Source organism: Tsukamurella sp. 8F (genome assembly GCF_029167375.1).
Lineage (GTDB): Bacteria > Actinomycetota > Actinomycetes > Mycobacteriales > Mycobacteriaceae > Tsukamurella.
The window spans coordinates 19586-44398 of the sequence record NZ_JARFTP010000025.1; the positions used below are offsets into that span (position 1 = coordinate 19586).

A 24813-nucleotide genomic window follows, 5' to 3' on the forward strand; every position below is an offset into this window, starting at 1 on the left:
GCAGATCCCTGACATTAATGTTGACAATTGAACGTCTGTGTCGAATACTGAGAAGGAAGGCGGAACCCATCGGAGGAGACCCATGAGCGCCAACCCCATTCGGATCGGACTGGTCGTGCCCAGCTCGAACGTCACCGTCGAGACCGAGATGCCCCGCATCCTGGCGCGGCATCCGGAGCGGGAGTTCACCTTCCACGCGAGCCGGATGCGCATGCAGAAGGTCTCACCCGAGCAGCTGCGCGCCATGAACGCCCAGCGCGAACGGTGCGTGATCGAGCTCGGCGACGCGGGCGTCGACGCAATGCTGTACGCCTGCCTGGTCGCGATCATGTCCACCGGACCGGGGGAGCATCACCACGTCGAGGCGAAGATCGCCGAGCAGCTGTCGGAGGGCGGCAGCGACGCCCGCGTCCTGTCCAGCGCCGGCGCGTTGGTGGACGCCCTCGCCGATATGGGGGCGACGCGGATCGCCGTGGTCACCCCGTATCAGCGGCCGCTCGCCGAGCAGGTGATGGCCTACCTCGAGCACGAGGGGCTCACCGTGACCGAGTGGCGTGCACTGGAAGTCGCCGACAACGCCGAGGTGGGGCGCATCCCCGGCGAGCGGGTGATGGAGGCCGCGCGCAGCATGGACCTCGCCGACGTGGACGCTCTCGTGCTGTCGGCATGCGTGCAGATGCCCTCGTTGGATCTGGTGCAGGCCGCCGAGGACGAGTTCGGCGTCCCCGTGATCACCGCCGCGACCGCCGGTGCGTACCGCATCCTGCGCGCCGTGGGCGTCACGGTCGACATCCCCGGTGCCGGGTCCTTGTTGCGCGCCGACGCCGTCATCGAAACGCACTGACAGACACCGATTTCGAGAAGGATCGAGCCATGACCGAGCAGAACCCCGAACACCGCGTCGCGGGCGTGGACCACGCCGCGTTCCCGACGTTCGACCCCGTGAGCACTGTGAAGTTCTACAACGGTGTCCTCAAGTTCCCCATCGTCCACTCGATCTGCGCTGCCGGGTGGGGTCCGGAGAATCACCCCGACTTCATCCACTTCTTCTTCGACATCGGCAACGGCGACCGGATGGCGTTCTTCTACTACTTCGGGCTCGAGCCCTTCGGCGACCAGACCGCCCCCGGCGACTCCTGGGCCCGCCTGCCGCACGACACGCCCGTGTTCTTCAAGAATTCGCGGCACCTGGCCATCCACGTCGAGAGCGAGGAGGACCTACTCGAGTACCGACGCCGCCTCGACGAGTCGGAGTGGCCGTGCGAGATGCAGGTGATGCACGAGACGATCGAGTCGATCTACACGCACGACCCCAACGGCTACATGCTGGAGATCACCCGGGCCCTGCGCCCAGTGACCCCCCAGGAGGACCTCGACGCCGAACTCACCATCGAGGCGCTGTGCGACGTGGTGTCTGGCGGCTCGCCGTCGATGGACGCGCTGCTGCTGCGCAAGGCCGAACTGATCGTCGAGCGCGCGGAGGCGTGGGAGGGGGCCGTCCGATGAGCCGCATGTACGTACTGGACGTACCCGAGAACGACGGCGTCGTGAAGGTCGCGGGCGCCGACCCCGACGTCGTGATCGAGAAGGTGGGGCCTTACTTTCGGATCACCCGACCCGAGGAGATCGTGATAGACCGCCGCGCCACCGGCTGCCGGCACGCCGTCTGGTACAGCTCCCTCGCGGGCCTGGAGGAGTCGAAGGTCGCTCAGCACGACAAGGACGCGCTGCGGGTGGTCGACCGGTGACCGCCACGGAACGGCTCGGAGCCGGCCGGCACCTCGACGCCGACGCCGTGCCCGAGGGCACGGTCGCGACGCCCGTCGAGCTCTCCACCGTCGACGGTGCCAAGGTCGCCGGGATCCTGCGCACGGTCCCCGGTGCCACCGCCGTCGCGTTCCTCATGCACCCGCGGCAGGACTTCTCCCACCACGTGCTGGTGCCGGAGTTCCTCCGCCGCGGCGTCGCCGTCTGGACGCAGGGCTCGCGCACGCAGGGCAACGACCTGACGCTCCTGCACGAGCAGACTCTGCTCGATATGGCCGCGGGGCATGTGTTCCTGCGCGAGAACGGCTTCGAGACGGTGATCGCCGTGGGCCATTCCGGCGGCGGCGCGCTGGCCGCGTTCTACATCGAGCAGGCCGGCCTGCCCGCCGAGGAGCGGTTCGCCGGCACCCCCGGCGGCAAGCCCGTGCCGCTGCGCAGGGCTGCCATGCCGCTGCCCGACCACGCTGTCTTCATGGCGCCGCACCCCGGCCAGGGGGAATTGCTGATGCGCATGATCGATCCGTCGGTGGCGGACGAGTCCGATCCACTCTCGGTACTGCCCGAGCTCGATCCGTTCCACGCGGACAACGGATTCCGCCCGGCGCCCGAGCCGTCGTCGTACGCGCCCGAGTTCGTCGAGCGGTACCGGGCGGCGCAGCGCGCACGGGTGGAGCGGATCGACGCCGTGGCCCGCGAACGCGTCGCGCGCTCCCGGGCGGCACAGAAGCGGTTCAAGGACGGCGGCGACCCGGCCGACCGGCGCGCGGCGCTCGCGACCGAGTTCGTCACGGTGCAGCGCACCGATGCCGACCTGCGCTGCATGGACCCGTCGATCGACGCCAACGACCGCCCGTACGGCTCGCTGTTCGGGTCTCGCCCCGACCTCACCGACTACGGCGTGGTCGGCTTCGGTCGCCTGACGACGCCGGAGGCGTGGCTGTCCACGTGGTCCGGCCTGAGCAGCCGGGCGAGATTCCTGCGCTGCGCTCCGGCGGTGACGATGCCGGTTCTGCTCATCGAGATCACCGGCGATCAGGCCTGTTTCCCCGCCGACGCCCTGGCCATGGTCGCGGCGTTCGGCAGCGACGACGTCGAGCATGTGCGCGTGCGCGGCAAGCACTTCGGTGCCGCCCTCACCGACGGCGAGCCGACCGCCGCCACGTTGGCCGGCCTCGAGATCGAGCGGTGGCTGGCCGCACGGGTCGCGACGGCCGCTACCCGATAGTCGAGCTCAGTTGAGGATCTCGCCAACGCCGCCGCTGCGGATCGCGGCGAGCCGCTCCCGCCACATCTGCAGCGCCTCGGGGGTGAGGCGCGTCCAGTCGTGGATCTCCTCGACGACACGCAGCGGCTCACTGCTGCGGTAGGAGCGGGTGGGGTTGCCGGGGAACTTCTTGTCGGTGACGTTGGGGTCGTTCTCGTACTCGCCGGTGGGCTCGACCCGGTACACGTGCGGGGTGCCCTGGTCACCGTCGAGCGCGACGGCCAGCTCCGCGGCGAGACCGGCGCCGTCGCGCAGCGCGGTGAAATAGATGTGGTTCATGACGACCTCGGGCCGGTAGTTGGAACGGAATCCGGGGGTGAGAAGATCTCCGGCCGCGAGACCGGCCTTCGTGCCGTGGAAGAACGGGCCTGCGTCCAGTGCGTCGCTCACCCGGGCAGTATACGTGCCGGAACGCGTGCGAGGCCGCTGCGAGAGGCGCCGGTAGATTGGGCCGCATGGCAGACGATGGTGCGAAGCCGCACACGGAACTCTGGGTCGAGCGCACGGGAGTACGCCGGTACACCGGCCACAGTTCCCGCGGGGCCGAGGTGCTCGTGGGATCGGAGGATGTCGACGGCGTGTTCACGCCCGGCGAGCTGCTGAAGATCGCGCTTGCCGCGTGCACCGGTATGAGTTCGGACCGGCCGCTCGCTCGGCGCCTCGGCGACGACTACGAGGCCACGGTCCGGGTCTCGGGTGCCGCGGACCGAGAGAACGAGCGGTACCCCGAGCTGAACGAGGTCCTCGAGATCGATCTGTCCGAGTTGGACGAGGCAGCGCAGGAGCGGCTGCTCGTCGTGGTGGAACGCGCTATCGACGCCGTGTGCACCGTCGGGCGCACGCTGAAGGCCGGGACGACCGTGAATCTCGATATCAAGACCGACTGAGCATGACGGAGCGCATGACGGCCTGGGTCCACGGCCGTGTGCAGGGGGTCGGGTTCCGGTGGTGGACGCGGTCCCGGGCGCTCGAGCTCGGCCTCGTCGGGTACGCGGCGAACCAGGCGGACGGGCGCGTGCGGGTCGTCGCAGAGGGGCCTCGTGATCGCCTCGACCTGCTCTTACGGCTGCTCGGCTCTGGGGACACCCCCGGTGAGGTCGATGTGGTGGTCGAGCTCTTCGGACCCGCGCAGGGCGATCTCGACGGGTTCGTCGAGCGGTAGTGCGACCGGCGTGAGCGGGTGTGATTCGGGCATGTCGGCCCCGCGTCGGTAGGATCGCATGCGATATCCGACCGCGTCGGGAGAGAGACGATGAGCGACATTCCGGGGCCCGAGACCCCGTACACGCCGCCCGGTACCCAGCCGAATGCGACGCCGGCAGACGAGGACGGCCCGCGCCGCACGGGCCGGATGCGTGAGCAGGACCCCGACTCGACGGTCGCCCGGCCGGAGACCGTCGCCGAGGCCCGGGCGCGGCAGCGAGCGCAGCGCGACCGCGAACAGGCGGAACAGCAGGCGCTCGAGGACGCGCGGATCGCCGCGGAGAAGCGCCAGAAGCGGCGCAAGGCGATGATCGGCGGTGGCGTGGCGGTCGGCGTCGTCGGCGCGGTCGCCCTGATCTATGCCGCGATCCCGGACGGGAACTCGACACCGGTTCAGACGGCCTACTGCACGGACCAGAACGGCGCGGTCGTCTCGGACAACTACTGCTCGACGGGATCTTTCAGCCCCGTCACCGGATTCATCCTGCTCAACGGGATGAGCTACCGGTACGGCTACGGCGGGCACGTAGCGGGCAACCGGCTCGTCGGCGGCACCTACGACCGCCCCGCGGGTACGGCGTTCCGCACGCAGTCGGGCAATACGATCGACCCCAAGAAGGCGACCTCGTTCAATGCGGGCGGCGCCAACAACGCGGGCTCCAAGCCCTCCGTGCCGACCGCGAAGTCCAAGGGCACCAAGAACATCGACCGCGGCGGGCTGGGCGCCGCGAACCACGGGGGCTCCAAGCCCAAGGCCGGATCGAGCGGCTCGTAATGCGCCGCCGCAGCGTGACACCCCGGCAGGGGTGGCGCGACATCGTGACATCGCAGGGCATGGTCTACGGCACCCCGGCCCGCGACGGAGCCGGGGCACCGCGCGAATACTGGGACGAGTCCGTCTGCTACGAGTTCGATATGGACGAGATCCTCTCGCTGGAGGCGCAGGTCGATGTGCTGCACTCGATGTGTCTGCAGGCCGTCGAGAACGTCGTCCTCACCGAGAGATTCGCCGACTTCGGGCTGCCCGAGTGGTCGTGGGGCGCGATCGCTGATTCGTGGCGCCGCTCGGACCCGCACGTGTACGGCCGGTTCGACCTGCGCTACGACGGTGAGCGTCCCGCAAAGCTGTTGGAGTACAACGCCGACACCCCGACGACGTTGCTCGAAGCGTCCATCTTGCAGTGGTACTGGTTCCAGGACACGATCAAGGGCCTGCCCGACGCGGGCGACTACGATCAGTGGAACTCGCTGCACGAGGCGCTCGTCGCGCGGTGGGGCGCCATCCGCGACCTGATTCCGGCATCCGAGCTGCACTTCGCGTGGTCCGAGGCAGATCAGTCCGGCGAGGATCACGTCACCACCGCGTACATGCAGGAGACGGCGGCGGAGGCGGGCTTCGACACCGTCGGGCTGCCGGTCGAGCAGATCGGCTGGGACCGCGACCTCGAGACGTTCGTAGATCTCGAGGACGCACCGATGCACGCCGTCTTCAAGCTGTATCCCTGGGAGTGGGCGCTCGAGGACGACTTCGGCAGGCGGATCGTCGAGTCGATCCCCCAGACCACATGGATCGAGCCGCTGTGGAAGACCTTGCTGTCCAACAAGGCCATTCTGGCGGTGCTGTGGGAGATGTTCCCCGACCACCCCAACCTGCTCCCGGCGTACATCGACCAGCCGGGCTTCCTTACCGAGTACGTCAAGAAGCCGAAGCTCGGACGCGAGGGTGCCAACATGAGCATCGTCGGTGCCGGACACGAGACCGCAACCGGCGGCGTGTACGGCGCCGAGGGGTACGTCTACCAGCTGCTCGACCCGCTTCCCGAGTTCGACGGTTACCGCCCCGTGCTGGGGGCGTGGATCGTCGGCGACGAGGCCGCGGGGCTCGGAATCCGCGAGAGCGCAGGCCTGATCACCGACGACGGTGCCGCGTTCGTGCCGCACCGCATCACACCGAAGGGGAAGTGACGTGACCGTTTTCGAGGCCGCCGACGGGCTGAGCGGATCGACGCTGGGCAAGGGCATCGGGGCGATCCTGCTGTACGCGATCGTGGGGCTGGTGCTCATGATCGTGGGCTTCTACGCCGTGGACCTGACGACGCCCGGGAAGCTCCGCGACCTCGTGCGCGCGGGCAAGCCGAACGCCACGTACATCACGGGCGCGGGAATGCTCTCGATGGCGTTCATCATCGTCGTCGCGATCTATGCGGCGGGCGGGGAGCTGCTGGCCGGGCTGACGTATGCGGTGGTGTTCGGACTCGTAGGCATCGTGGCGCAGATCGTGTCCGTGCGACTGTTGGACCTCGTCACGGGCGTGGACCTGGACGAGTTGATGCATGCCGACGTGTTCCTGCCGCAGGCCCGTGTCATCGCCGGCGCGCACATCGCGCTCGGTCTGATCGTGGCGGTTGCCGTCTTCTGAGCATCTAAGCCATGTCGGAGACGGGCTTCTAGACCACAACGAATAAACTGGCGGTTTATGTACCTCAAGAGTCTGACCCTGAAGGGCTTCAAGTCCTTCGCGTCGGCGACGACTCTGCGCTTCGAACCCGGCATCACCTGCGTCGTCGGCCCCAATGGGTCCGGAAAGTCCAACATCCTCGACGCCCTGCGCTGGGTGATGGGGGAGCAGGGGGCGAAAGGCCTCCGCGGCGGCAAGATGGAAGACGTTATCTTCGCCGGTACCGCGGGCCGTGCGCCGTTGGGCCGCGCCGAGGTCACGCTGACGATCGACAACGCCGACGGTGCTCTGCCGATCGACTACTCGGAGGTCTCCATCACCCGTCGCATGTTCCGCGACGGCGCTGGCGAATACGAGATCAACGGATCGAAATGCCGGCTCATGGATGTGCAGGAGCTGCTCTCGGACTCGGGTATCGGCCGTGAGATGCACGTCATCGTCGGGCAGGGCCAGCTGTCCGCGATCCTCGAGTCCCGCCCCGAGGAGCGGCGCGCCTTCATCGAGGAGGCCGCGGGCGTCCTCAAGCACCGCAAGCGCAAGGAGAAGGCGGTCCGCAAGCTCGACTCGATGCAGGCCAACCTCGCGCGGCTCACCGACCTGACGGGGGAGCTGCGGCGCCAGCTCAAGCCGCTCGGGCGGCAGGCCGAGGTGGCGCGCCGCGCGCAGACCATCCAGGCCGATCTCCGCGACGCGCGGCTGCGGATCGCCGCGGACGACCTCGTCACCCGTCGCTCGGAGCTGGCCGAACAGTCGGGCAGCGAGGAGTCGCTCAAGGCCGAGCAGACCGAGGTCGCGTCCGCCCTCGACGAGGTATCCGCCCTCGTCGCCGCGCACGAGGAGAAGGTGGCCGCACTGACGCCGGCCGCGAAGGCGGCCAGCGAGGGCTGGTTCTCGCTGTCGGCGCTGGCCGAACGCGTGTCGTCGACGTACCGCATCGCCACCGAGCGGGCGCGATTGCTGTCCGAGCCGGTTCCCACGGCGCCGGGACGCGACCCGGAGGAATTGCTCGCCGAGGCGGCCCGCGTCGCCGAGGAGGAGGCCGAGCTGATGGCCGCGCTCGAGGAGGCGGCGATGGTGCTCGAGGGTGCGACCGAAGAACTGAGCATGCGGGAAGACGCCGCCCGGGCCGCCGAGTCGGCACATATGGCGGCGGTCGCGGCCATCGCCGACCGTCGTGAGGGCCTGGCCAGGCTCGCCGGGCAGGTCGAGACGCTGCGCAGCCGCGTCGAATCCGCCGATGCCGAGTCCTCTCGGCTCTCGGAGGCCATCGAGGACGCGGCGACGCGGGCAGCGGCCGCAGAGGACGAGTTCGAGACCGTGCAGGCGAAGATCGCCGAACTCGACGCCAGCGAGGCGGGACTAGACGACCACCACGAGCGCAGCGTCGCCGCCCACGCCGCGGCGCAGGCCCGGGTCGAGGAGCTGCAGGCGTCCGAGCGTCGTGCGGAGCAGCGCGTCGCGTCCCTGACCGCGCGGATCGAAGCCCTGGAGATGAACCTCGACCGCGGCGACGGCGCGGCCTGGCTCGTCGATCACATCGACGGTGTGACGGCCGCGGTCGCCGCGCGCCTGTCGGTGGAGTCGGGGTACGAGGCCGCCATCGCCGCTGCGCTCGGACCGGTGGCCGAGGCGGTCGCCGCACCGTCGCTGGTCTCCGCCGTCGATGCGCTCGCCGCGCTGCGCGGGGCGCAGGCCGGGCGGGCCGCCGTCGTCGTCGAGGGAGTGGCGGCGGTGGCCGCCCGGTCCGCCGGGCGCCTACCCGACGGTGCCCGGTGGGCTGTCGACGTCGTGACCTGTCCCGACGGGCTACGTGGCGCGGTGGTGTCGGCACTCGACGGGACCGTCGTTGTGGACGATGTCGCTGCCGCCAGCGCATTGGTGACCGACCGGCCGGAGCTGCGTGCGGTGACCCGCGAGGGCGACCAGGTGCGGTACGCGGTGTTGTCCGGTGGGTCTGCCGGCCGGCAGTCCGCGCTCGAGGTGCAGTCCGCGATCGACGCGGCCGCAGCCGATCTCGCGCGCACACGCCGCGAGGTGGAGGAACTGTCGGCAGCGTTGTCAGGGGCTCAGTCGGACCTCGAGGCCCGGCGTGAGGTCACCGAATCGGCACTTGCCGCGCTGCACGAGTCCGATGCTCAGATGGGCGCCGTGTACGAGCAGCTCGCTCGGCTCGGTCAGGTGGCCAGACTGGCCCGCGATGAGACCACGAGGTTGACGGGGCAGCGCGCGCGAGCCGAGGAGCAGCGCGACGCGACGCGAGAATCGTTGGCGGAGATGGAGGAGCGGCTGCGCGCTGCCGAGTCGACGTCCGACGACGCCGACGCATCGTCGGTATCGACTGAGGAGCGGGACGCGGCCTCCGCGGCGGTGACCGAGGCTCGCGCCGTGGAGATGGAGGCGCGGCTTGCGCGCCGGACCTCGGAGGAGCGCGCCGCCTCTGTGCGTGGTAAGGCCGACGGTCTGCGGCGCGCGGCCGCTGCGGAGAAGGCGAATCGGGAGCGGGCCGAGCGTGCTGCGGCGGCGCGGCGCAGCGCGGGCGAGGTGGCGTCGGCCGTCGCTTCGTCGGCCGTCGCGGTCTCGGAGCGCTTGGAGCGAGCTGTTTCTCGGGCCACCCGGCACCGGGACGCATTGGAGGCTGAGCGTGCTGAGCGGGGCGCTGCGCTCGACGTGGCGCGACAGGAGGCGTCATCGCTGTCGGCGCGGCTTGCGCAGCTGACGGACGCCGTGCACCGCGACGAGGTCGCGAAAGCCCAGGCGCAGTTGCGGATCGAGCAACTCGAGGAGCAGATCCTCGAGGCACACGGTATGGCCCCCGACGATCTGGTCGCCGAGTACGGCCCGGATGTGCTGCTGCCGCCGTCGGAGCTCGAGATGGCGGAGTACGAGGCGGCGAAGGAGCGGGGCGAGACGGTGGTAGCACCCACCGGCATGCCGTTCGACCGATCCGCGCAGCTGCGGCGGCTCAAAGCCGCCGAGAAGGATCTCGCGACGCTGGGCAAGGTGAATCCCCTTGCGCTGGAAGAGTTCGCTGCGCTAGAGGAGCGCTACAACTTCCTGTCGACGCAGCTGGAGGACGTGAAGTCGGCGCGCAAGGACCTGCTGGACGTGGTCGAGGAGGTCGACGCAAAGATCTTGGAGGTCTTCTCCGAGGCGTACGCCGATGTGGAGCGGGAGTTCGTGGAGGTCTTCGCGACGCTGTTCCCCGGGGGCGAGGGGAGACTGATCCTGACCGAGCCCGGTGACATGCTGGCGACCGGGATCGATGTCGAGGCGCGCCCGCCGGGGAAGAAGGTGAAGCGGCTGTCGCTGCTGTCGGGCGGCGAGAAGTCGCTGACCGCGATCGCGATGCTGGTGGCCATCTTCCGGGCCCGGCCCTCGCCGTTCTACATCATGGACGAGGTCGAGGCCGCCCTCGACGACACGAACCTGCGCCGGCTGATCTCGCTGTTCGAGCAGTTGCGGGACCGCTCTCAGCTGATCGTCATCACGCACCAGAAGCCCACGATGGAGGTCGCGGACGCTCTGTACGGCGTCTCCATGCGGGGTGACGGGATCACGCAGGTCATCTCCCAGCGGATGCGGGGGACGGAGCTGGTCGGCGGGTAGCTTGGACGGCGTGGCCATCGACGTGCGTCCGGCGAGCGTGTTCGACGACGTCGCTGCCGTGGTGGGGCCGAAGAAGCCGACGTCGAATGTGTGCTTCTGCTTGAGCTATCGGATCGGTTCTAAGGAGAACCAGTCCTTGCGCGGGCCGGCCCGGGCGGAGCGGGTGCGAGGGCTGTGCGCCGAGGACCCGCCACCGGGCGTGCTGGCCTACGACGGTGACGTCCCCGTCGGCTGGGCGGCGGTGCACCCGCGTGCTGACACGTCGTTCGCGTCGAACCGGCGGATCCCGCATGTGGATTCGCTGGACGTGTGGTCCCTGTGGTGTGTCCGCGTGCGGCCCGGCCACCGCAGGCAGGGGATCACGGGCGCGCTGATCGACGGTGCGGTCGAGTTCGCCGCCGGCTGCGGCGCCCTCGCTGTCGAGGCGTATCCCGTGGACAACCGCGGTGAGCGGGTGGATCTGACGATGGCGTATGTGGGCACGCGGACGATGTTCGAGCGAGCGGGATTCGAATGGGCGGCCGACACCACCTCCGTTCTGAACGGCTTCCCGCGTGTGGTGATGCGGCGGGATCTGCGGGTGCCGTAGTCGTCGCGTGCGGCGAATCCGAAGTGTTCGATGGAAAGACGCGCGACCGCATCGTCTGATGCGGTCGCGCGCCGGCGTGACTGTCGTCGCTCAGGCCAGTGCGTCCCGGAGGAAGTCGATGGCCAGCTTCCGGGCGACGTTGGCAGCCTTGGTATCGCGGAGGCTGTCGAGGAGCAGGAAGTCGTGCACCATGCCCGCGACGCGCACGGAGGTCACGTCGTTGCCGGCCTCGCGAAGCTTGTTGGCGTACTGCTCGCCCTCGTCGCGCAGGACGTCGGCCTCGTCGGTGATCACGAGGGTCGGCGGAAGGCCCTTCAGCTCATCGAGGCTCGCCTGCAGTGGCGACGCATACTTCTCGACGCGCCGGGCGGGGTCGGTGGTGTACGCGTCCCAGAACCACTGCATGCCGTCGCGAGTCAGGTAGTAGCCCTCGGCGAACTGCAGATAGGACGGGGTGTCGAAATCCGCGTTGGTGACAGGGTAGAGCAGCGCCTGCGCCTTGAGGTCGATGCCGCCGCGGTCCTTGTTCATGAGGGCGAACACGGCGGACATGCAGCCGCCGACGGACTCTCCGGTGACGGCGATCCGGCTGGTGTCCATGCCGTGGTCGGTACCGTTGGCCAGAATCCATTGCCCCACAGCGTAGTTCTGTTCCACCTGAGTGGGGTACTCGTGTTCGGGCGCGCGGTCGTACACGGGGAACACGCCCACCGCGCCGGCGCCGACTGTCAGCTCGCGGAACAGCCGGTCGTGCGTCTTGTCATCGCCGAAAACCCAACCGGCGCCGTGGATGTACACCAGCACGGGAAGGGGGCCGGTGGCGCCGCGCGGCCGGATGATCCTGGTGCGCACGGTTCCCCACTCGCCGGCGTCCACGTCGACCCATTCCTCGTCGACGTCCGGACGCGGGACGGTGGTATCGCTCTGCAGGTCCGCAAGTATCTTTCGCCCCTCCTCGGGCGGCACCTCGTAGATGCGGGGATGCGGGTCGGTGGCTTCCGCGAGCTCCTTGGCCGCGGGCTCGAGGTAGGGCGTGATGGGCGGGGGGAGCTCGGACATGAGAATTCTCCGTTCGTGGCAGCGAGTGATCCGTATCGATCCTGAGTCCACACAATGTCTGCAGTGCTTACATGCACTGGGTCGACCGTAACACGTTCGGCGACCGAGGTGAAGGCGTTCGGGCGCCCTTGTGCTCCCGGGGTCAGCGGACCGAGAACGGGACCGGCATGTGTAGCGCGGCCTGTGCAGAGGTGTTGGCATCGAATTGGATTGTGCGGATGGGCTTCAGGGCGCGCAGATCGTCGGACATCCGCCCCCGACCGAGGGTCAGATCGAAGCCGCGGGGGAATCGGGACGTCCCGCCGGCGAGGATGTTCGTCTGGTTGAGTGTCGAGTGCCAGGCACCGTCGCGCTTGGTGTAGGACGTGAGGGTCGAGACCTTCTCGCCGCTGGCGAAGCTCTTCTGTGTGGGAGTCGGAGCCGAGAAGGCGATGTCGACACCACCGTCGTCGCCCGAGATCCGGGCCGACGTGCGGCCCGCATCGATGTCGACGTCGAGATCCGTTACCCACTTGGGGAATCCGTACCCGTCGTGCCCGCGCACCTGGGCGATCTCGGTGTTGACGGGCAGGGAGAGTACGTACGAGTGGAGATGGTCGTCGCCGAGCGCGGCCACGACATCGGCGACTGCCGTTGTGATGCCTCCGTGGCGGGCGGGGCGCACCGCGACCCCGACGGCGGCCTCGGTGTAGAAGTCGATGTCGCAGACGTCGTATCGGAACAACATCAGCGACACCACTCCCAGGCCCGGCGCGATCTCCAGGGGAGCGAGTTCGCGGGGGATGCGTCTGCGGATCGCGCTGCTGGGAGCGATCATGGTCAGCCGTGCCGAGGACATGGCGTAGTAGAAGTTCGGAGTCCGCGTGGTGCCGATGGGGGAGTCGACCTTGGTCTTGGGCAGCGTGCGGAAGAAGTCGACGCCGGGCACCAGTGGGTCGGCGGCCACCTCGTCGAGCGGTGTGTCCATCCGATAGCGGTCGAACAGTCCACCCCTGGGGACCGAAACGGTCCGCCCGCCCAGATCGACCTCGACTGTGGCGGCTGTGCTGTTGGTCATGGGCGTTCCTCCCGAACTCATGTATGCGTTGCTTACATCAGGGTAGAACGGCGTGTAAGCACTGTCAACACGCGGTGCCGTGGGGCTTCGTCAGTGATTGAGCCCCAGGGTGGCGACCACGGTGGCTCGAACAGTCGAGGCGACCTGGTCGGGCGACGACGGGTCGAGCTTCCCGTCGATGAACAGGAAGGCGAGACCGTGAACCAGGGCCCATGCCCCCGTCGCAAGCGCCTCCGGGGTGTCTGTAGCGACGCTCGTCTCGACGATGTTCAGGAGATACGCGTTTATCGCCGCGACGGCTGCGACGCGGTCCGCGTTCTCGGTGTCGCATACCCCGCCGAACATGACGCGGAACAAGCCGGGGCGCGTGAGCGCGAACTGCACGTATGAGATGGCGATGTCGGCTATGTCGTCCGCGGACTCCGGGTCGGGGTTCGCCTGTTGAAGTGTCACCGCGAGTTCGCGATAGCCGACTGCGGCTACCGCCGACAGGAGTGCGTTCCGGTCCGAGAAATGGCGGTATGGCGCGCCGGTCGAGACGCCGGCCCTGCGCGCGACGGCACGTAGGGACAGGTCGGCGTCGGCGCCGTCCGCATCGAGCATCTCGATGGCAGCACGGATCAATGCGGCCGGAAGGTCGCCGTGATGATAGGCCGCGCGCGATTGCATGTCGCGAATTCTAGCCACCGCGAACCACTCGCCGAGTACCCCACCGGGCTCACCGGTGGTCCGGCCGGGGTTGACGGGTATGCAGTGAAACCCTTAATGTAAGCAGTGCGCACATCGTGTTCCGTGGACATACCCGAACGAGGCCGCAGACAGTCAGCAGGAGGCACCCCCATGACGCGACGCATTCTCAACGTCGTCACCAATGTCGGGCACTACGACGACCCCGACCACCCGACCGGCCTCTGGCTGTCCGAGCTCACGCACGCGTGGCACGTATTCGAGGGGCGGGGCTTCGAGCAGGTGATCGTGAGTCCAGCCGGCGGCAAGTCGCCGTTGGAGCCTCGGTCGCTGAAGTTCCCCAACTACGATAAGAGCGCGAAGGACTGGCACGCGGATCCGGAACGAATGGCGTTGCTGGAGAACACCGTGAGTCCGGATCAGGTGGACTCCGCCGACTTCGATGCGATCTTCTTCACGGGCGGCCACGCGGTGATGTACGACTTCCCGGGCAGTGAAGGGCTGCAGCGGATCTCACGCGAGATATTCGAACGAGGCGGCATCGTGTCGTCGGTCTGTCACGGTTACTGTGGCCTGCTCGACACCAAGCTGTCCGACGGCTCGTACCTCGTCGCCGGCCGTAAGGTCACCGGGTTCGCCTGGCAGGAAGAGGTGCTCGCGCGCGTGAACAAGCTCGTTCCGTACAACGCCGAGGAGGAGATGAAGAAGCGCGGCGCGCTGTACGAGAAGGCGAAGCTCCCGTTCGTGTCGTATGCGGTCGTCGACGGCAACCTCGTCACCGGGCAGAATCCGGGTTCCGCAAAGGAGACGGCAGAGAAGGTCGCGGCGCTGCTCTGACCGTCGCTAGCGCCAGCCCAGCGCCGGTGCCACCTTCGTGAGCAGATTCTCCAGCAGCTTGGCGTTGTAGTCGACGCCGAGTTGGTTGGGCACGGTGACGAGGAGAGTGTCGGCTTCGGCAACAGCCTCGTCGTCGGCGAGCTCCTCGATCAATACGTCGGGCTCCGCGGCATAGGTGCGGCCGAAGACCGCCCGTGTGGTCGGGCTGATCATGCCGACCTGGTCGGTGGAATCGCTCTCATGCCCGAAGTAGGCGCGATCCACATCGTCGACGATCGGGATGATGCTGCGGCTCACCGAAACCCGCGGTTCGCGTTGGTGTCCTGCCTGTGTCCATGCCTCGCGGAAGGCGCGAATCTGCCCGGCCTGCTGGATGTGGAAGGGCTCGCCGGTCTCGTCGTCCTTGAGCGTCGAGCTCATCAGGTTCATGCCGAGCTGCGCGGCCCAGCGGGCGGTGGCATCGGACCCTGCGCCCCACCAGATCCGGTCTCGAAGAGTCGGGGAGTGCGGTTCGATGCGCAGCAAGCCGGGAGGGTTGGGGAACATGGGTCGTGGGTTGGGCTCCGCAAAGCCCTCGCCGGACAGCACCTGCAACAGCAACTCCGTGTGGGTGCGACCCATGTCCGCGGACGTCTTGCCGTCGGCGGCCTGGTACCCGAAGTATGCGAAGCCGTCGATTACCTGCTCCGGCGATCCGCGGCTCACGCCGAGCTGTAGTCGTTCGCTCGCGATCAGGTCTGCGGCCCCGGCGTCCTCGGCCATGTAGAAGGGGTTCTCGTACCGCATATCGATGACGCCCGTGCCGATCTCGATCCGCGATGTCCGTGCGCCGACGGCGGCCAGCAGCGGGAAGGGCGACGACAGTTGCCGCGCGAAGTGGTGCACGCGGAAGTATGCGCCGTCGGCGCCCAACTCCTCTGCCGCGACGGCGAGGTCGATCGACTGGTGCAGCACGTCCGCAGCGGAGCGGGTCTGCGACTGCGGCGACGGGGTCCAGTGGCCGAACGACAGGAATCCGATCTTCTTCACGAATGCTTGAACCATCAATAATCTGGTTCTGTTCCCGCCCGGGTGGCGGCCTCGCCTCGACGGTGATGCCTCGTGGCTGCGCCGACCATCGTCTAGACGGTCGGGCGCAGGCGCATCATGGGCGTATGACGTCGTGGGCGAGCTCGGCCGGGGTACGCCGGTCGATGCAGGGAAACCGTGGCCGGGACACCGCACCCGAACTCGCCCTGCGCCGCGCCGTGCACGCCCGCGGTCTCCGCTACTTCGTCGACCGCGCGCCGCTGAAGGGCGTGCGCCGCCGCGCCGACCTCGTTTTTCCGCGCGCCCGGGTGGCGGTCTTCCTCGACGGCTGTTTCTGGCACGGTTGCCCCGAACATCACACGGTCAGCAAGACCAATGCCGGATTCTGGGCCGAGAAGGTGCGCGCGAACCACGCCCGCGACCGTGACACCGACGCCAGACTCGCGGCTGCGGGTTGGTTCGTCGTCCGGGTCTGGGAGCATGAGGACCCCGAGGACGCGGCGAGGATGGTGGAGGATGCGGTCCGCGGCCGCCGTTGACTTTGGGGCTATAGCCCCTGTTGCGCAAGGAATTCCGTGATATCTCCGGCCAGGCGGCCGGACTCGGGGACGCTGAAGAGGTGGCCGGCGCCGTCGTACTCGAGGTACTGCGATCGCGGGATCCCGTCGGCGAGTGCTCGGGTCGACGACGGCAGTACCGTGCGATCGTGCGACGCGCCTATTACGAGGGCCGGTACGACGATGCGGGGGAGCAGCGGCCGGATGTCGATGTCGCGCACCAGTTCCACGTGCGGGATCATCGCGGCTGCGCGTCCGCGGTGATAGTCCGCGAGGAGTTCCACGGTGGTCGGGGGTGTCTTCTCGAGTTTCGCGGGGCTGCCGGTCGCGACGAGCAGGAACCGGGCCAGGTCATCGGCGCGGTCCTCCCGCGCGAGCGAGGCATAGAGCTCGCCGAAGGCGACCGCCTGCACGTCGGGCACTGCGAACCCGACCACGAGGACGAGGCCCGATACGTGTTCGGGGTGCCGGATCGCGGCGGTGACGGCCACCGCCGAACCCAGCGAGAGACCCAGCACCGGGAAGCGGTCGAAGCCCGCGTCGACCGCCGCGCCCACGAGTTCGTCAGCCAGGTCTTCGAGCCGCAGCGGCGTCGGCTGTGCAGGGCGGCCACCAGATCCCGGGTAGTCGACGCCGATCAGTGTGCGGCCCTTGAGTTGAGCCGACAGCGTCATGAAGTTGTCGGCTACGCCGCCGCCCGCGCCATGTGCGAGCGCGAGGGCGGGGCCGGAACCGAACCGCACGGGGGAGACAGGCATAACGGCGATCGTAGGGCCGCCTCAACCGCTGTAGCGCCGCAGGGCCTCCTTCGGGGTGTTGCGCGAGACGATCACGAGACGTAAATTCAACGCATGATGAAAAGCGAGAGCACGACCTGCCTCGTCGTTGGAGGCGGACCCGCGGGAATGGTGCTGGGGCTGCTGCTCGCCCGCGCCGGAGTCCAGGTCACGGTCCTGGAGAAACATGTGGACTTCCTGCGGGACTTCCGCGGCGACACGGTCCACGCCTCGACCCTGACACTGCTCGACGAGCTGGGGCTGGGCGCGCGTTTCGCGGCACTTCCGCATCGGGACGTCGAGAGCCTGGGCGCCGTGTTCGACGCCGGCGAGGCCACGGTCGCCGACTTCACGCGCCTCCCCGGCTCCGTGAAGCACATCGCCTTCGTGCCGCAGTGGGATCTGCTCGACCTCCTTGCCGAGGCCGCGGAGGAGGAGCCCACCTTCACGCTGGTCAGGAACGCGGAGGTGACGGATGTGCTGCGGGGTCACGGCATCGAGGGCGTCCGGTACACCGATCGGGCGACCGGTATCGAGCACGAGATGCGGGCGGTTCTGACCGTCGCATGCGACGGTCGCGACTCTGTCGTGCGCGCCTCCGCGGGGCTGGAACCGCGCCGCTTCGGCGTGCCGATGGATGTGTGGTGGTTCCGGCTCCCGCGCCGCGCCGACGATCCCGAGGGTGGGTTGGGTCGGCTCAGCGCAGGGCGCTTCTGCATCCTCATCGACCGCGGCGCAGAGTGGCAGTGCGCGTACATCATTCGCAAGGGCGGCGACGCCGAGCTACGTGCTGCGGGCATCGACGCGTTCCGCCGCGGTCTCGCCGAGCTCGTGCCGTGGCTCGCGGACCGGGTGTGCGCCGTCGAGTCCTTCGACGACGTCAAGCTGCTCAGCGTCGAGCTGAACCGGGTGCATCGCTGGTATGCCGATGGGCTACTGCTCATCGGTGACGCCGCCCATGCGATGTCCCCGGTCGGCGGAGTGGGCATCAATCTAGCGGTCGCGGACGCCGTCGCCGCTGCGCGCATACTCGGCCCTCACCTCGCCGCCGACGGTGCTGCGGCCACCGCTGTGCCGACAACCGTCCTCCGCCGCGTCCAGCGCCGACGGTGGCTGCCCGCCTTCCTCATCCAGTCGGGGCAGCGCGCGATCCACCGGCAGGTGCTGTCCAGGACGCTTTCGCGGGCGTCGTCGTCGGCCGGGCTGCCGCGCGCCATCGCCGCCCTGCAGAGGTTCCCGGCGCTGCAGGGTATTCCGGCCCGGATCGTCGCGCTCGGTCCGCTGCCGGAGCACGCGCCGGAGTGGGCCCGGCGGTAGCGGCTGCCTGGTAGTCGTGATCGGTGGCGTCGAAGCACCCACCGCACATGGCATCGGTCGCGCTCACCGATTGTCGGGCTGCTGCTGGACCCAGTGGAAGCCGCTCGAGGTGAGCGGGAACGTCGCGGGGTCCTGGTGTGTGAACCAGGCGTGGATGCGGTGACCGGCGTAATCCGCGCCGTCGATGACGATCCGCGCGTTCGACCCCTTGGCGGCGTCGGGAAACCAGTAGGTGAGGTGTATGCGGGTGGGAGTCGACTTGTACGAGCCGCGCTCGATGCGGTTGTCGATGTCGATGAAGTGCCGCGCGGCGTCGATCCGGGCGCCGAACACCTCGAACGAGTCGTCCATGTGCTGCACCGTGACCATCACGGGATCGCTCATGAGGAACGGACGGTCGATGATGATGCGGCGCCAGCGCAGCTCATCCGTGAGCAGTGGATCCCGCGCCCGGCCCTCGGCCGTGAATCCGTCGACCTGCCAGATCCCGTAGAGCGGCGGCGCGGGGCGGCTGTACTGCGCCCAACCTTTGCCGGCGAACGCCGCGGCGAGGATGAGACCCAGGCACAGTTGGGCGACGACGGCGACGCGCGCGGCTCGGCCGGTGAACAGCGGTGCCGCCCGGACGCTGGGGACGGCGCGGTCGGTGAACACCGTGAGGAACAGGCGACGCGCGTGTGGCGCGATCAGGAACAGACTCAACAGGAGCAGCTGGGAGGACACCGACTTGAGCCGGATGTCGTAGGTCATGTTCAGCAGGAACACCTGCGTGAGATCGACGACGCACACCAGGGCCCCGGCGACGGCCGTGCGGCGCCACAGCAGCAGCGCCGCGGCGAGGACCTCCGCGGCACCGAGCGCGATCTGATACGGCTGCGACACACCGACCTGCGCCCACAACACGCCCGTGCGGCTGAAGCTCCCGAACGGCTCGACCAGGCGGTTGAGCACGAACGGCATCTGAGTCGGGATCAGCTTCGCCATCCCGAAATACAGCATCGCCGCCGCGAGCATCAGACGTAGGAAGGTCCATACGAGCGTTTGGAAGCGGTGATAGCTGCGGCGGCGGTCGCGCGCGGTCCAGGCCGCCGTCGCCATCGCCGCGCTCACGGCGAGGCAGAACATCGCGGTCCACTGGAAGGCGCTGTCACTCCCGACCTGGATGTCGTCCACATGCGCGCCGATGAGGCGTCCTACTGCGGCGACCGCGGGCCGCGTCGCGTCGAGCCCGGCACGCAGCACCGACCACGGGCCCTCGAGACCCACCCCGGCGAGTACCGCGGGAACCAGGCCGATCACGAGCGCGGCGCCCAGCAGGCAGAAGTAGCAGGTTCCGAACCGGAACACGAGAAGCACGGGCAGGGGCCACGCGCGGCCCGCCGCCGATGGTGCCGCACCCGCACCCGCGCCCGCGCCCGGATCGGTGTCGGTGTCGGTGTCGAGGGCAGCATCGGCGGCGGGGTGCGGATCGATCGTCGGGGTTGCCACGGCTCCAGCGTCCAGGTGGTTCTGGTGCGATGGTTGGCGTCGGCTTGGGATCAGGTCGTCCGGTGCACATCTCCAGTGGCCGGGTGCACATCTCCACTGCCTGGGTGCACACCTCCACACCGACACTCGGGGAACGCCGTGGAGATGTGCACCTGACGTGTGGAGACCTGCGCCCGGCGTGGGCCCCGTCGTCGGATGGGTCGCTGGGCCGCTGGCTACAGTGGCCCGTGTGAGCGCAACGGGTATCTGGATCATCGTGGCCGTCGTCGTAGTCCTCGTGTTGCTGGCTGCATTGACCACGGGCCTCTACCTCAACAAGCGGCGCAGGGTGTCCCTCAAGGACGAGCCCGCCGAGCCCAAGAGCCTCGACAAGTCGGGCGGGTACAAGGCCGGCGGCGGGTTCAGCTTCAGCGAGGGTCCGGGCGCCAAGGAGCCGGAGCCGGTCACCCGTCCTGAGACGCCGCAGCCCAAGCGGGAGACGAAGGCGTCCGAGTTCGCACCTGAGGCGACGGGCGCGGAGGAGCCGGAGCGCACAGCGCAGCCCGAGGCCGAGCCGGTGACCGACCTCGACGAGACGCCCGCCGAGGCGGTGGAGGAGACCGACGAGACCCGCGTGGACGCCGAGGAGTCGGTCGGCGCCGACGTCGCGCCGGAGGCCGAAGCCGTCGAGGCGGAAGCCGCACAGACCGTCGAGCCCGAGGCCGCAGCCCCTGAGGCCGCAGCGCCGGGGACCGTCGAGCCCGAGGCCGCAGCGCCGGGGACCGTCGAGCCCGAGGTTGCCGCGCCCGCGCCGAGGCTCGACGAGATCGAGCCCACCGCGGGGCGGATGAACCGGCTCAAGGGCCGACTCGCGCGGTCGCAGTCGACGGTCGGTGCGTCGCTGCTGGGCTTGCTCGGCGCAGGTGACCTGGACGAGGAGTCGTGGGAGGAGATCGAGGACACGCTGCTCATGGCCGACCTCGGCACGGCGACGACGCTGAAGGTCACCGAGGCGCTGCGCGAGGAGATCGCGGCCAACGGCGTCGCCGATGCGAAGGAGGCGCGTGAGCGCCTGCGTAAGGTCCTCATCGCCGAGCTGCACCCGGAGCTGGACCGCTCGATCCGCGCTCTGCCACACGCGGGTGCGCCGTCGGTGCTGCTCGTCGTCGGCGTGAACGGCACCGGTAAGACCACGACGACGGGCAAGCTCGCGCGCGTCCTCGTCGCGGACGGGCGACGCGTGCTGCTGGGTGCTGCCGACACCTTCCGCGCCGCCGCCGCCGACCAGCTTCAGACCTGGGCAGAGAGGGTGGGCGCCGAAGTGGTCCGCGGCAAGGAGGGTGCGGATCCCGCGGCGGTCGGCTTCGACGCCGTGGACCGCGGCACCGAGCAGGGCGTCGACGTGGTGCTTATCGACACTGCCGGGCGGCTGCACACGAAGACCGGCCTGATGGATGAGCTCGGCAAGGTCAAGCGGGTCGTCGAGAAGAAGGCCAAGGTCGACGAGGTGCTGTTGGTCCTGGACGCCACCATCGGCCAGAACGGGCTCAGCCAGGCGAAGGTGTTCCGCGAGGTCGTCGACATCACCGGCGTCGTGCTCACCAAGCTCGACGGCACGGCCAAGGGTGGCATCGTCTACGCCGTGCAGCACGAGCTCGGGGTGCCGGTGAAGCTCGTCGGCCTCGGCGAGGGCGCCGACGACCTCGCGCCCTTCGAACCCTCGGCGTTCGTGGACGCGCTGCTCGGCTAGGGCCTCCGGCGGAGCGCGACTGTGACGGCGATGCCGATGGCGACGCCGATGCCGTGGACGTCGCCGAGCGCCAGCATGACAGCCGTCGTTATCAGGGCGACCGCGAGGCAGCCGAACCGCAGCAGCTGCGGATCGACCAGGCGTCGGGCCGCCAGGAACGCGGGAATCGTGAGCATTCCGGCGGCTGCGCCTGCCGCGGGGCCACCAAGAGCGAGTGCGCACAGGTAGACCAGGAAGAACACCGAGTACATCAGGGGGAGCCGGGGCGGGAGCGGCGCTCGCGCCGCGAGCCCGACGACGATCGCCCCGACCAGTCCTGCGACTGCGGCCGAGCATCCCGAATCGGTGGTGTGCGGGTACAGCAGGGACGTCGCGACGACTGAGCCGACGCCCGCGACCAGATAGACCGCCGCCCACCGCAGCGTGCCGAGGCGCGACTCCACCGCATATCCGACGAGCACCACGCCCAGAAGGTTGAACACGAACTGTCCGATCCCGTAGCCCTGGATCAGGATCGGAGTCACGAGCCGCCACCACTCGCCACGACCGAAAGCGGGCGGGTTCTGCTGCAGTGCATCGACCACCGCGGGCGAGAACAGCGCCGGGATGCTGACCAGTGCGGTGCCGATAACGGTCAGCGTCGTCGCAGGGCTCCTGCGTATCGACGCCGGAAAGCGATCGACGAGCAGGCTCGCCCCGACGATGCCGAGCCACGTCACCGTCGGGTATGCGGCGAGACGCTCGGTCGCGCCGACACCGATCCCCGCGCCCTGCGCCGCGAATCCGGCCAGGACCAATCCGGTCACGCTCGTCGTCCCGCACACGAGACCGACGACCGCCATACCCCGTCGGGGGCGCCACATCGCTCGCGACAGCACGAACACGCCCGCTGTCGCGAGCGGCATGCTCAGGAATCCACCCGCCAGGTGCGCCAGCGGTGCGACGTCCTCCGGGCTGAGGCCGGCTACCACCTTCCCGATACCGCCCGCCGCCAGCAACGCACTGCCCCAGATCCGCGCTCGGCCCGCCGGCCATGACGGATAGAGCAACGCGGCTCCCACGATGATGGCGAGGCCGGTAGCGATGAAGCCCAGGTTCATCGCGAGGTGGAGAGGTGAGCAGATGTCGTTGTGGTACCGCCCGAGATCGACAGGGCCGCAGTGCACCGCACCGAGGTCGCTCACGTAATGATCGACGACGCTGTACCGCGTCGTCGTGGCCGCCTGCGCGACCGCCTGCGCCGGAAAGAACACAAGGGTCGCGAGCCATGCGCCCGCGCCCACGCGTTCTCGTGTCGCCGCGGCCCGCCTGGGCACCGTCGTCGCTTGTTCGATGTCGGTGTCGATGTCCATGCGGACGACCCTCGACGTTTGCGGCGTGCCGGCGCATCCCCCGTGAGGGGGATCCCCGCGACCTGGGCGATAGCACTCGCGGGGGAGACATGTGAACGGGGTGTTACGTGTCTACCCCCGGTCGAACCCGGTGGCGTTCACAGGAAGGAAACACCGGCTCCCTCTTCGCGAAACACGTTGCGAGCAGTCTTGATCCCGCAAGACGCCGCGGGTGCGGCGCACTAGGAGGTTCAACAACGTGATGATGATGGCGTCATCGGTGCCAGCGGAACTTTTCGGCAAGGTCGACATCGGGACGACGGCGTGGATGCTGGTCTCGGCATCCCTGGTTCTCCTCATGACCCCCGCCCTGGCGTTCTTCTACGGCGGGCTGTCCCGGCAGAAGTCGGTGCTCAACATGATGATGATGTCGATGGGCGCGCTCGCCGTCGTCGTCATCATCTACTGCCTATGGGGCTTCTCCATGTCGTTCTCCGCGGACGGCAACTTCTTGCAGCTCTTCGACAACCCGTTCAAGTATTTCGGGCTCGGGCAGCTGATGGACACGGGCACGGCGGGATCGGACACGACATATGTGTTGTCCGCCAAGGACAGTGGCCTGCCCATGATCGTGTTCGCGGGTTTCCAGATGACGTTCGCGGTCATCACCGTGGCACTCATCTCGGGCGCCGTCGCGGAGCGCGTGAAATTCCTTACGTGGCTGGTTTTCTCGGGCGTGTGGGTGACCCTCGTGTACTTCCCGCTCGCGCATATGGTGTGGGGTGGCGGCCTGCTCTCTAAGGATCCGAATGCATTGGCGGCCAAGATCTTCGGGCTGAACGAGGCAGGCGACGGCGCGGCGGTGGCGCCCATCGACTTCGCGGGCGGCACTGTCGTCCATATCAACGCGGGCATGGCAGGCTTGGTGCTCGCCATCGTGGTGGGCAAGCGACTCGGCTTCGGTCGCGTCGCATTCCGGCCGCACAACATCCCGTTCGTGATGCTGGGCGCCGCGCTCCTATGGTTCGGCTGGTTCGGCTTCAACTCGGGCTCCGAGCTGAACGCCGACGCGACCGCCGGTCTGGTTTGGATCAACACCACCGTCGCCACCGCCGCCGCGATGATCGGCTGGCTCGTGGTGGAGCGCTTCCGCGACGGACACGCCACCACGGTGGGCGCCGCGTCGGGCGTCGTCGCGGGCCTCGTCGCCATCACCCCGGCGTGTGGCGCCTTGACTCCCGTCGGCTCGATCATCCTGGGTGTCGTGGCCGGCGGCGCGGCGGCGTTCGCCGTGAGCCTCAAGACGCGCCTCGGTTTCGACGATTCGCTGGATGTGGTGGGTGTGCACCTCGTCGCGGGCCTCATCGGAACGATCGGCATCGGCTTCCTCGCGAAGGGCACCGGCCTGTTCTGGGGTGGCGACTACAAGCAGCTGGTCGTGCAGTGCGTCATCGCCTTCGTGGCACTCGCGTACACGGCGGTGCTGACGGCGATCATCGCCTACGCCCTGAAGTTCACCCTCGGGTGGCGCATCGACAGGGAGGCCGAGGACATCGGTATCGATGAGTCCGAGCACGCGGAGACCGCGTACGAGACGGCCTAACTATGCTGGTCCTGCGGAAACAAGGGCTATCGCAAGACGTCACCGAACGCTCGGCTGCACCGCGAGAGTGCTGCGGCCGGCAACCATGGAGGTAGTGAAGAAATGAAGCTGGTTACCGCGATCGTGAAGCCGTTCACGCTCGAAGACGTGAAGTCCGGGCTGGAGCAGGCGGGCATTCTCGGCATGACCGTGAGCGAGGTGCAGGGCTACGGCCGGCAGAAGGGCCACACCGAGGTGTACCGCGGCGCCGAGTACTCGGTCGACTTCGTGCCCAAGGTGCGCATCGAGGTCGTCGTCGACGATGCAGTGGCGGACAAGGTCGTCGAGGTCATCGTCGAGGCCTCCCGTACCGGCAAGATCGGTGACGGCAAGGTGTGGGTCACGCCCGTCGACTCCGTCGTCCGCGTGCGCACCGGCGAGCGCGGCGCCGACGCCCTCTGATCCCCGCAGACGTCG

General features: G+C 68.8%; 25 protein-coding genes. 17 read left to right on the plus strand and 8 right to left on the minus strand.

Going from position 1 to position 24813, the window contains the following annotated elements:
- Positions 1-82: 82 nt before the first annotated feature.
- The 4 genes from P0W64_RS17000 to P0W64_RS17015 are packed head-to-tail and all read left to right on the plus strand — an operon-like array spanning position 83 to position 2992.
- Complete coding sequence (locus tag P0W64_RS17000) at positions 83-844, plus strand: maleate cis-trans isomerase (RefSeq protein WP_275481349.1); 762 nt, start codon at positions 83-85, stop codon at positions 842-844.
- 29 nt (positions 845-873) lie between these two features.
- Complete coding sequence (locus P0W64_RS17005) at positions 874-1506, plus strand: VOC family protein (RefSeq protein ID WP_275481350.1); 633 nt, start codon at positions 874-876, stop codon at positions 1504-1506.
- Complete coding sequence (locus tag P0W64_RS17010; RefSeq protein ID WP_275481351.1) at positions 1503-1748, plus strand: hypothetical protein; 246 nt, start codon at positions 1503-1505, stop codon at positions 1746-1748. The genes P0W64_RS17005 and P0W64_RS17010 overlap by 4 nt, the downstream gene beginning before the upstream one ends.
- Positions 1745-2992 (plus strand): alpha/beta hydrolase, encoded by a 1248-nt coding sequence (locus tag P0W64_RS17015; protein ID WP_275481352.1) that lies wholly within the window; start codon positions 1745-1747, stop codon positions 2990-2992. Before P0W64_RS17010 ends, P0W64_RS17015 begins: the two co-directional genes overlap by 4 nt.
- Before the next feature lie 6 nt (positions 2993-2998).
- On the opposite strand, the gene arr is transcribed toward P0W64_RS17015, so the two are convergent.
- Positions 2999-3421, minus strand: a complete 423-nt coding sequence (gene arr / locus P0W64_RS17020) for an NAD(+)--rifampin ADP-ribosyltransferase (RefSeq protein ID WP_275481353.1) — start codon at positions 3419-3421, stop codon at positions 2999-3001.
- A gap of 65 nt (positions 3422-3486) precedes the next feature.
- On the opposite strand from arr, the gene P0W64_RS17025 reads away from it, so the two are divergent.
- The 7 genes from P0W64_RS17025 to P0W64_RS17055 all read left to right on the plus strand — a co-directional run bounded on the left by P0W64_RS17025 (position 3487) and on the right by P0W64_RS17055 (position 10887).
- Positions 3487-3918, plus strand: a complete 432-nt coding sequence (locus tag P0W64_RS17025) for an OsmC family protein (RefSeq protein WP_275481354.1) — start codon at positions 3487-3489, stop codon at positions 3916-3918.
- 14 nt (positions 3919-3932) lie between these two features.
- Positions 3933-4193: an acylphosphatase gene (locus P0W64_RS17030; RefSeq protein WP_275481386.1), complete on the plus strand. Its 261-nt coding sequence runs from the start codon at positions 3933-3935 to the stop codon at positions 4191-4193.
- Positions 4194-4283: 90 nt separating this feature from the next.
- A complete protein-coding gene (locus P0W64_RS17035; protein ID WP_275481355.1) occupies positions 4284-5009 on the plus strand; it encodes a hypothetical protein in 726 nt (241 codons plus the stop codon).
- Entirely contained in the window at positions 5009-6199 is a 1191-nt protein-coding gene (locus P0W64_RS17040) for a glutathionylspermidine synthase family protein (RefSeq protein ID WP_275481356.1), read from the plus strand. Before P0W64_RS17035 ends, P0W64_RS17040 begins: the two co-directional genes overlap by 1 nt.
- Position 6200: 1 nt before the next feature.
- Positions 6201-6653: a DUF350 domain-containing protein gene (locus tag P0W64_RS17045; protein ID WP_275481357.1), complete on the plus strand. Its 453-nt coding sequence runs from the start codon at positions 6201-6203 to the stop codon at positions 6651-6653.
- A 57-nt stretch (positions 6654-6710) separates the two neighbouring features.
- Complete coding sequence (gene smc / locus P0W64_RS17050) at positions 6711-10298, plus strand: chromosome segregation protein SMC (protein ID WP_275481358.1); 3588 nt, start codon at positions 6711-6713, stop codon at positions 10296-10298.
- A gap of 10 nt (positions 10299-10308) precedes the next feature.
- Positions 10309-10887: a GNAT family N-acetyltransferase gene (locus P0W64_RS17055; protein WP_275481359.1), complete on the plus strand. Its 579-nt coding sequence runs from the start codon at positions 10309-10311 to the stop codon at positions 10885-10887.
- 90 nt (positions 10888-10977) lie between these two features.
- On the opposite strand, the gene P0W64_RS17060 is transcribed toward P0W64_RS17055, so the two are convergent.
- The 3 genes from P0W64_RS17060 to P0W64_RS17070 form a co-directional block, all read right to left on the minus strand.
- Complete coding sequence (locus P0W64_RS17060) at positions 10978-11946, minus strand: alpha/beta hydrolase (RefSeq protein ID WP_275481360.1); 969 nt, start codon at positions 11944-11946, stop codon at positions 10978-10980.
- A 142-nt stretch (positions 11947-12088) separates the two neighbouring features.
- Positions 12089-13003: an acetoacetate decarboxylase family protein gene (locus P0W64_RS17065; RefSeq protein ID WP_275481361.1), complete on the minus strand. Its 915-nt coding sequence runs from the start codon at positions 13001-13003 to the stop codon at positions 12089-12091.
- Between the two features lie 90 nt (positions 13004-13093).
- Complete coding sequence (locus P0W64_RS17070) at positions 13094-13672, minus strand: TetR/AcrR family transcriptional regulator (protein ID WP_275481362.1); 579 nt, start codon at positions 13670-13672, stop codon at positions 13094-13096.
- A gap of 171 nt (positions 13673-13843) precedes the next feature.
- Between P0W64_RS17070 and P0W64_RS17075 the strand changes: the two genes are divergently transcribed.
- Positions 13844-14527: a type 1 glutamine amidotransferase domain-containing protein gene (locus P0W64_RS17075; RefSeq protein ID WP_275481363.1), complete on the plus strand. Its 684-nt coding sequence runs from the start codon at positions 13844-13846 to the stop codon at positions 14525-14527.
- A gap of 6 nt (positions 14528-14533) precedes the next feature.
- Here the strand turns inward: P0W64_RS17075 and P0W64_RS17080 are convergent, their stop codons facing one another.
- The gene (locus P0W64_RS17080; RefSeq protein ID WP_275481387.1) at positions 14534-15556 is read right to left on the minus strand and encodes an LLM class flavin-dependent oxidoreductase; all 1023 of its coding nucleotides are present in this window, start codon (positions 15554-15556) and stop codon (positions 14534-14536) included.
- 125 nt (positions 15557-15681) lie between these two features.
- On the opposite strand from P0W64_RS17080, the gene P0W64_RS17085 reads away from it, so the two are divergent.
- On the plus strand, positions 15682-16095 hold the full coding sequence (locus tag P0W64_RS17085; protein WP_275481364.1) for a very short patch repair endonuclease: 414 nt from the start codon (positions 15682-15684) through the stop codon (positions 16093-16095).
- Positions 16096-16103: 8 nt separating this feature from the next.
- Here P0W64_RS17085 and P0W64_RS17090 read toward each other — a convergent pair whose 3' ends face one another.
- Positions 16104-16871, minus strand: a complete 768-nt coding sequence (locus tag P0W64_RS17090) for an alpha/beta fold hydrolase (protein ID WP_275481365.1) — start codon at positions 16869-16871, stop codon at positions 16104-16106.
- 93 nt (positions 16872-16964) lie between these two features.
- Here P0W64_RS17090 and P0W64_RS17095 point away from each other — a divergent pair, with 93 nt between their 5' ends.
- Positions 16965-18206 (plus strand): FAD-dependent oxidoreductase, encoded by a 1242-nt coding sequence (locus tag P0W64_RS17095; protein ID WP_275481366.1) that lies wholly within the window; start codon positions 16965-16967, stop codon positions 18204-18206.
- A gap of 63 nt (positions 18207-18269) precedes the next feature.
- On the opposite strand, the gene P0W64_RS17100 is transcribed toward P0W64_RS17095, so the two are convergent.
- Complete coding sequence (locus P0W64_RS17100; RefSeq protein ID WP_275481388.1) at positions 18270-19568, minus strand: DoxX family protein; 1299 nt, start codon at positions 19566-19568, stop codon at positions 18270-18272.
- Between the two features lie 355 nt (positions 19569-19923).
- On the opposite strand from P0W64_RS17100, the gene ftsY reads away from it, so the two are divergent.
- Complete coding sequence (gene ftsY / locus P0W64_RS17105) at positions 19924-21423, plus strand: signal recognition particle-docking protein FtsY (RefSeq protein WP_275481367.1); 1500 nt, start codon at positions 19924-19926, stop codon at positions 21421-21423.
- Here ftsY and P0W64_RS17110 read toward each other — a convergent pair.
- Complete coding sequence (locus tag P0W64_RS17110; RefSeq protein ID WP_275481368.1) at positions 21420-22775, minus strand: rhomboid family intramembrane serine protease; 1356 nt, start codon at positions 22773-22775, stop codon at positions 21420-21422. The two genes, ftsY and P0W64_RS17110, sit on opposite strands and share 4 nt — an antisense overlap.
- A 247-nt stretch (positions 22776-23022) precedes the next feature.
- Between P0W64_RS17110 and P0W64_RS17115 the strand changes: the two genes are divergently transcribed.
- Positions 23023-24357 (plus strand): ammonium transporter, encoded by a 1335-nt coding sequence (locus tag P0W64_RS17115; RefSeq protein ID WP_275481389.1) that lies wholly within the window; start codon positions 23023-23025, stop codon positions 24355-24357.
- A gap of 102 nt (positions 24358-24459) precedes the next feature.
- Positions 24460-24798 carry a P-II family nitrogen regulator gene (locus P0W64_RS17120; RefSeq protein WP_275481369.1) on the plus strand — a complete coding sequence of 113 codons (339 nt, stop codon included), beginning with the start codon at positions 24460-24462 and terminating at the stop codon, positions 24796-24798.
- Positions 24799-24813: the final 15 nt, after the last annotated feature.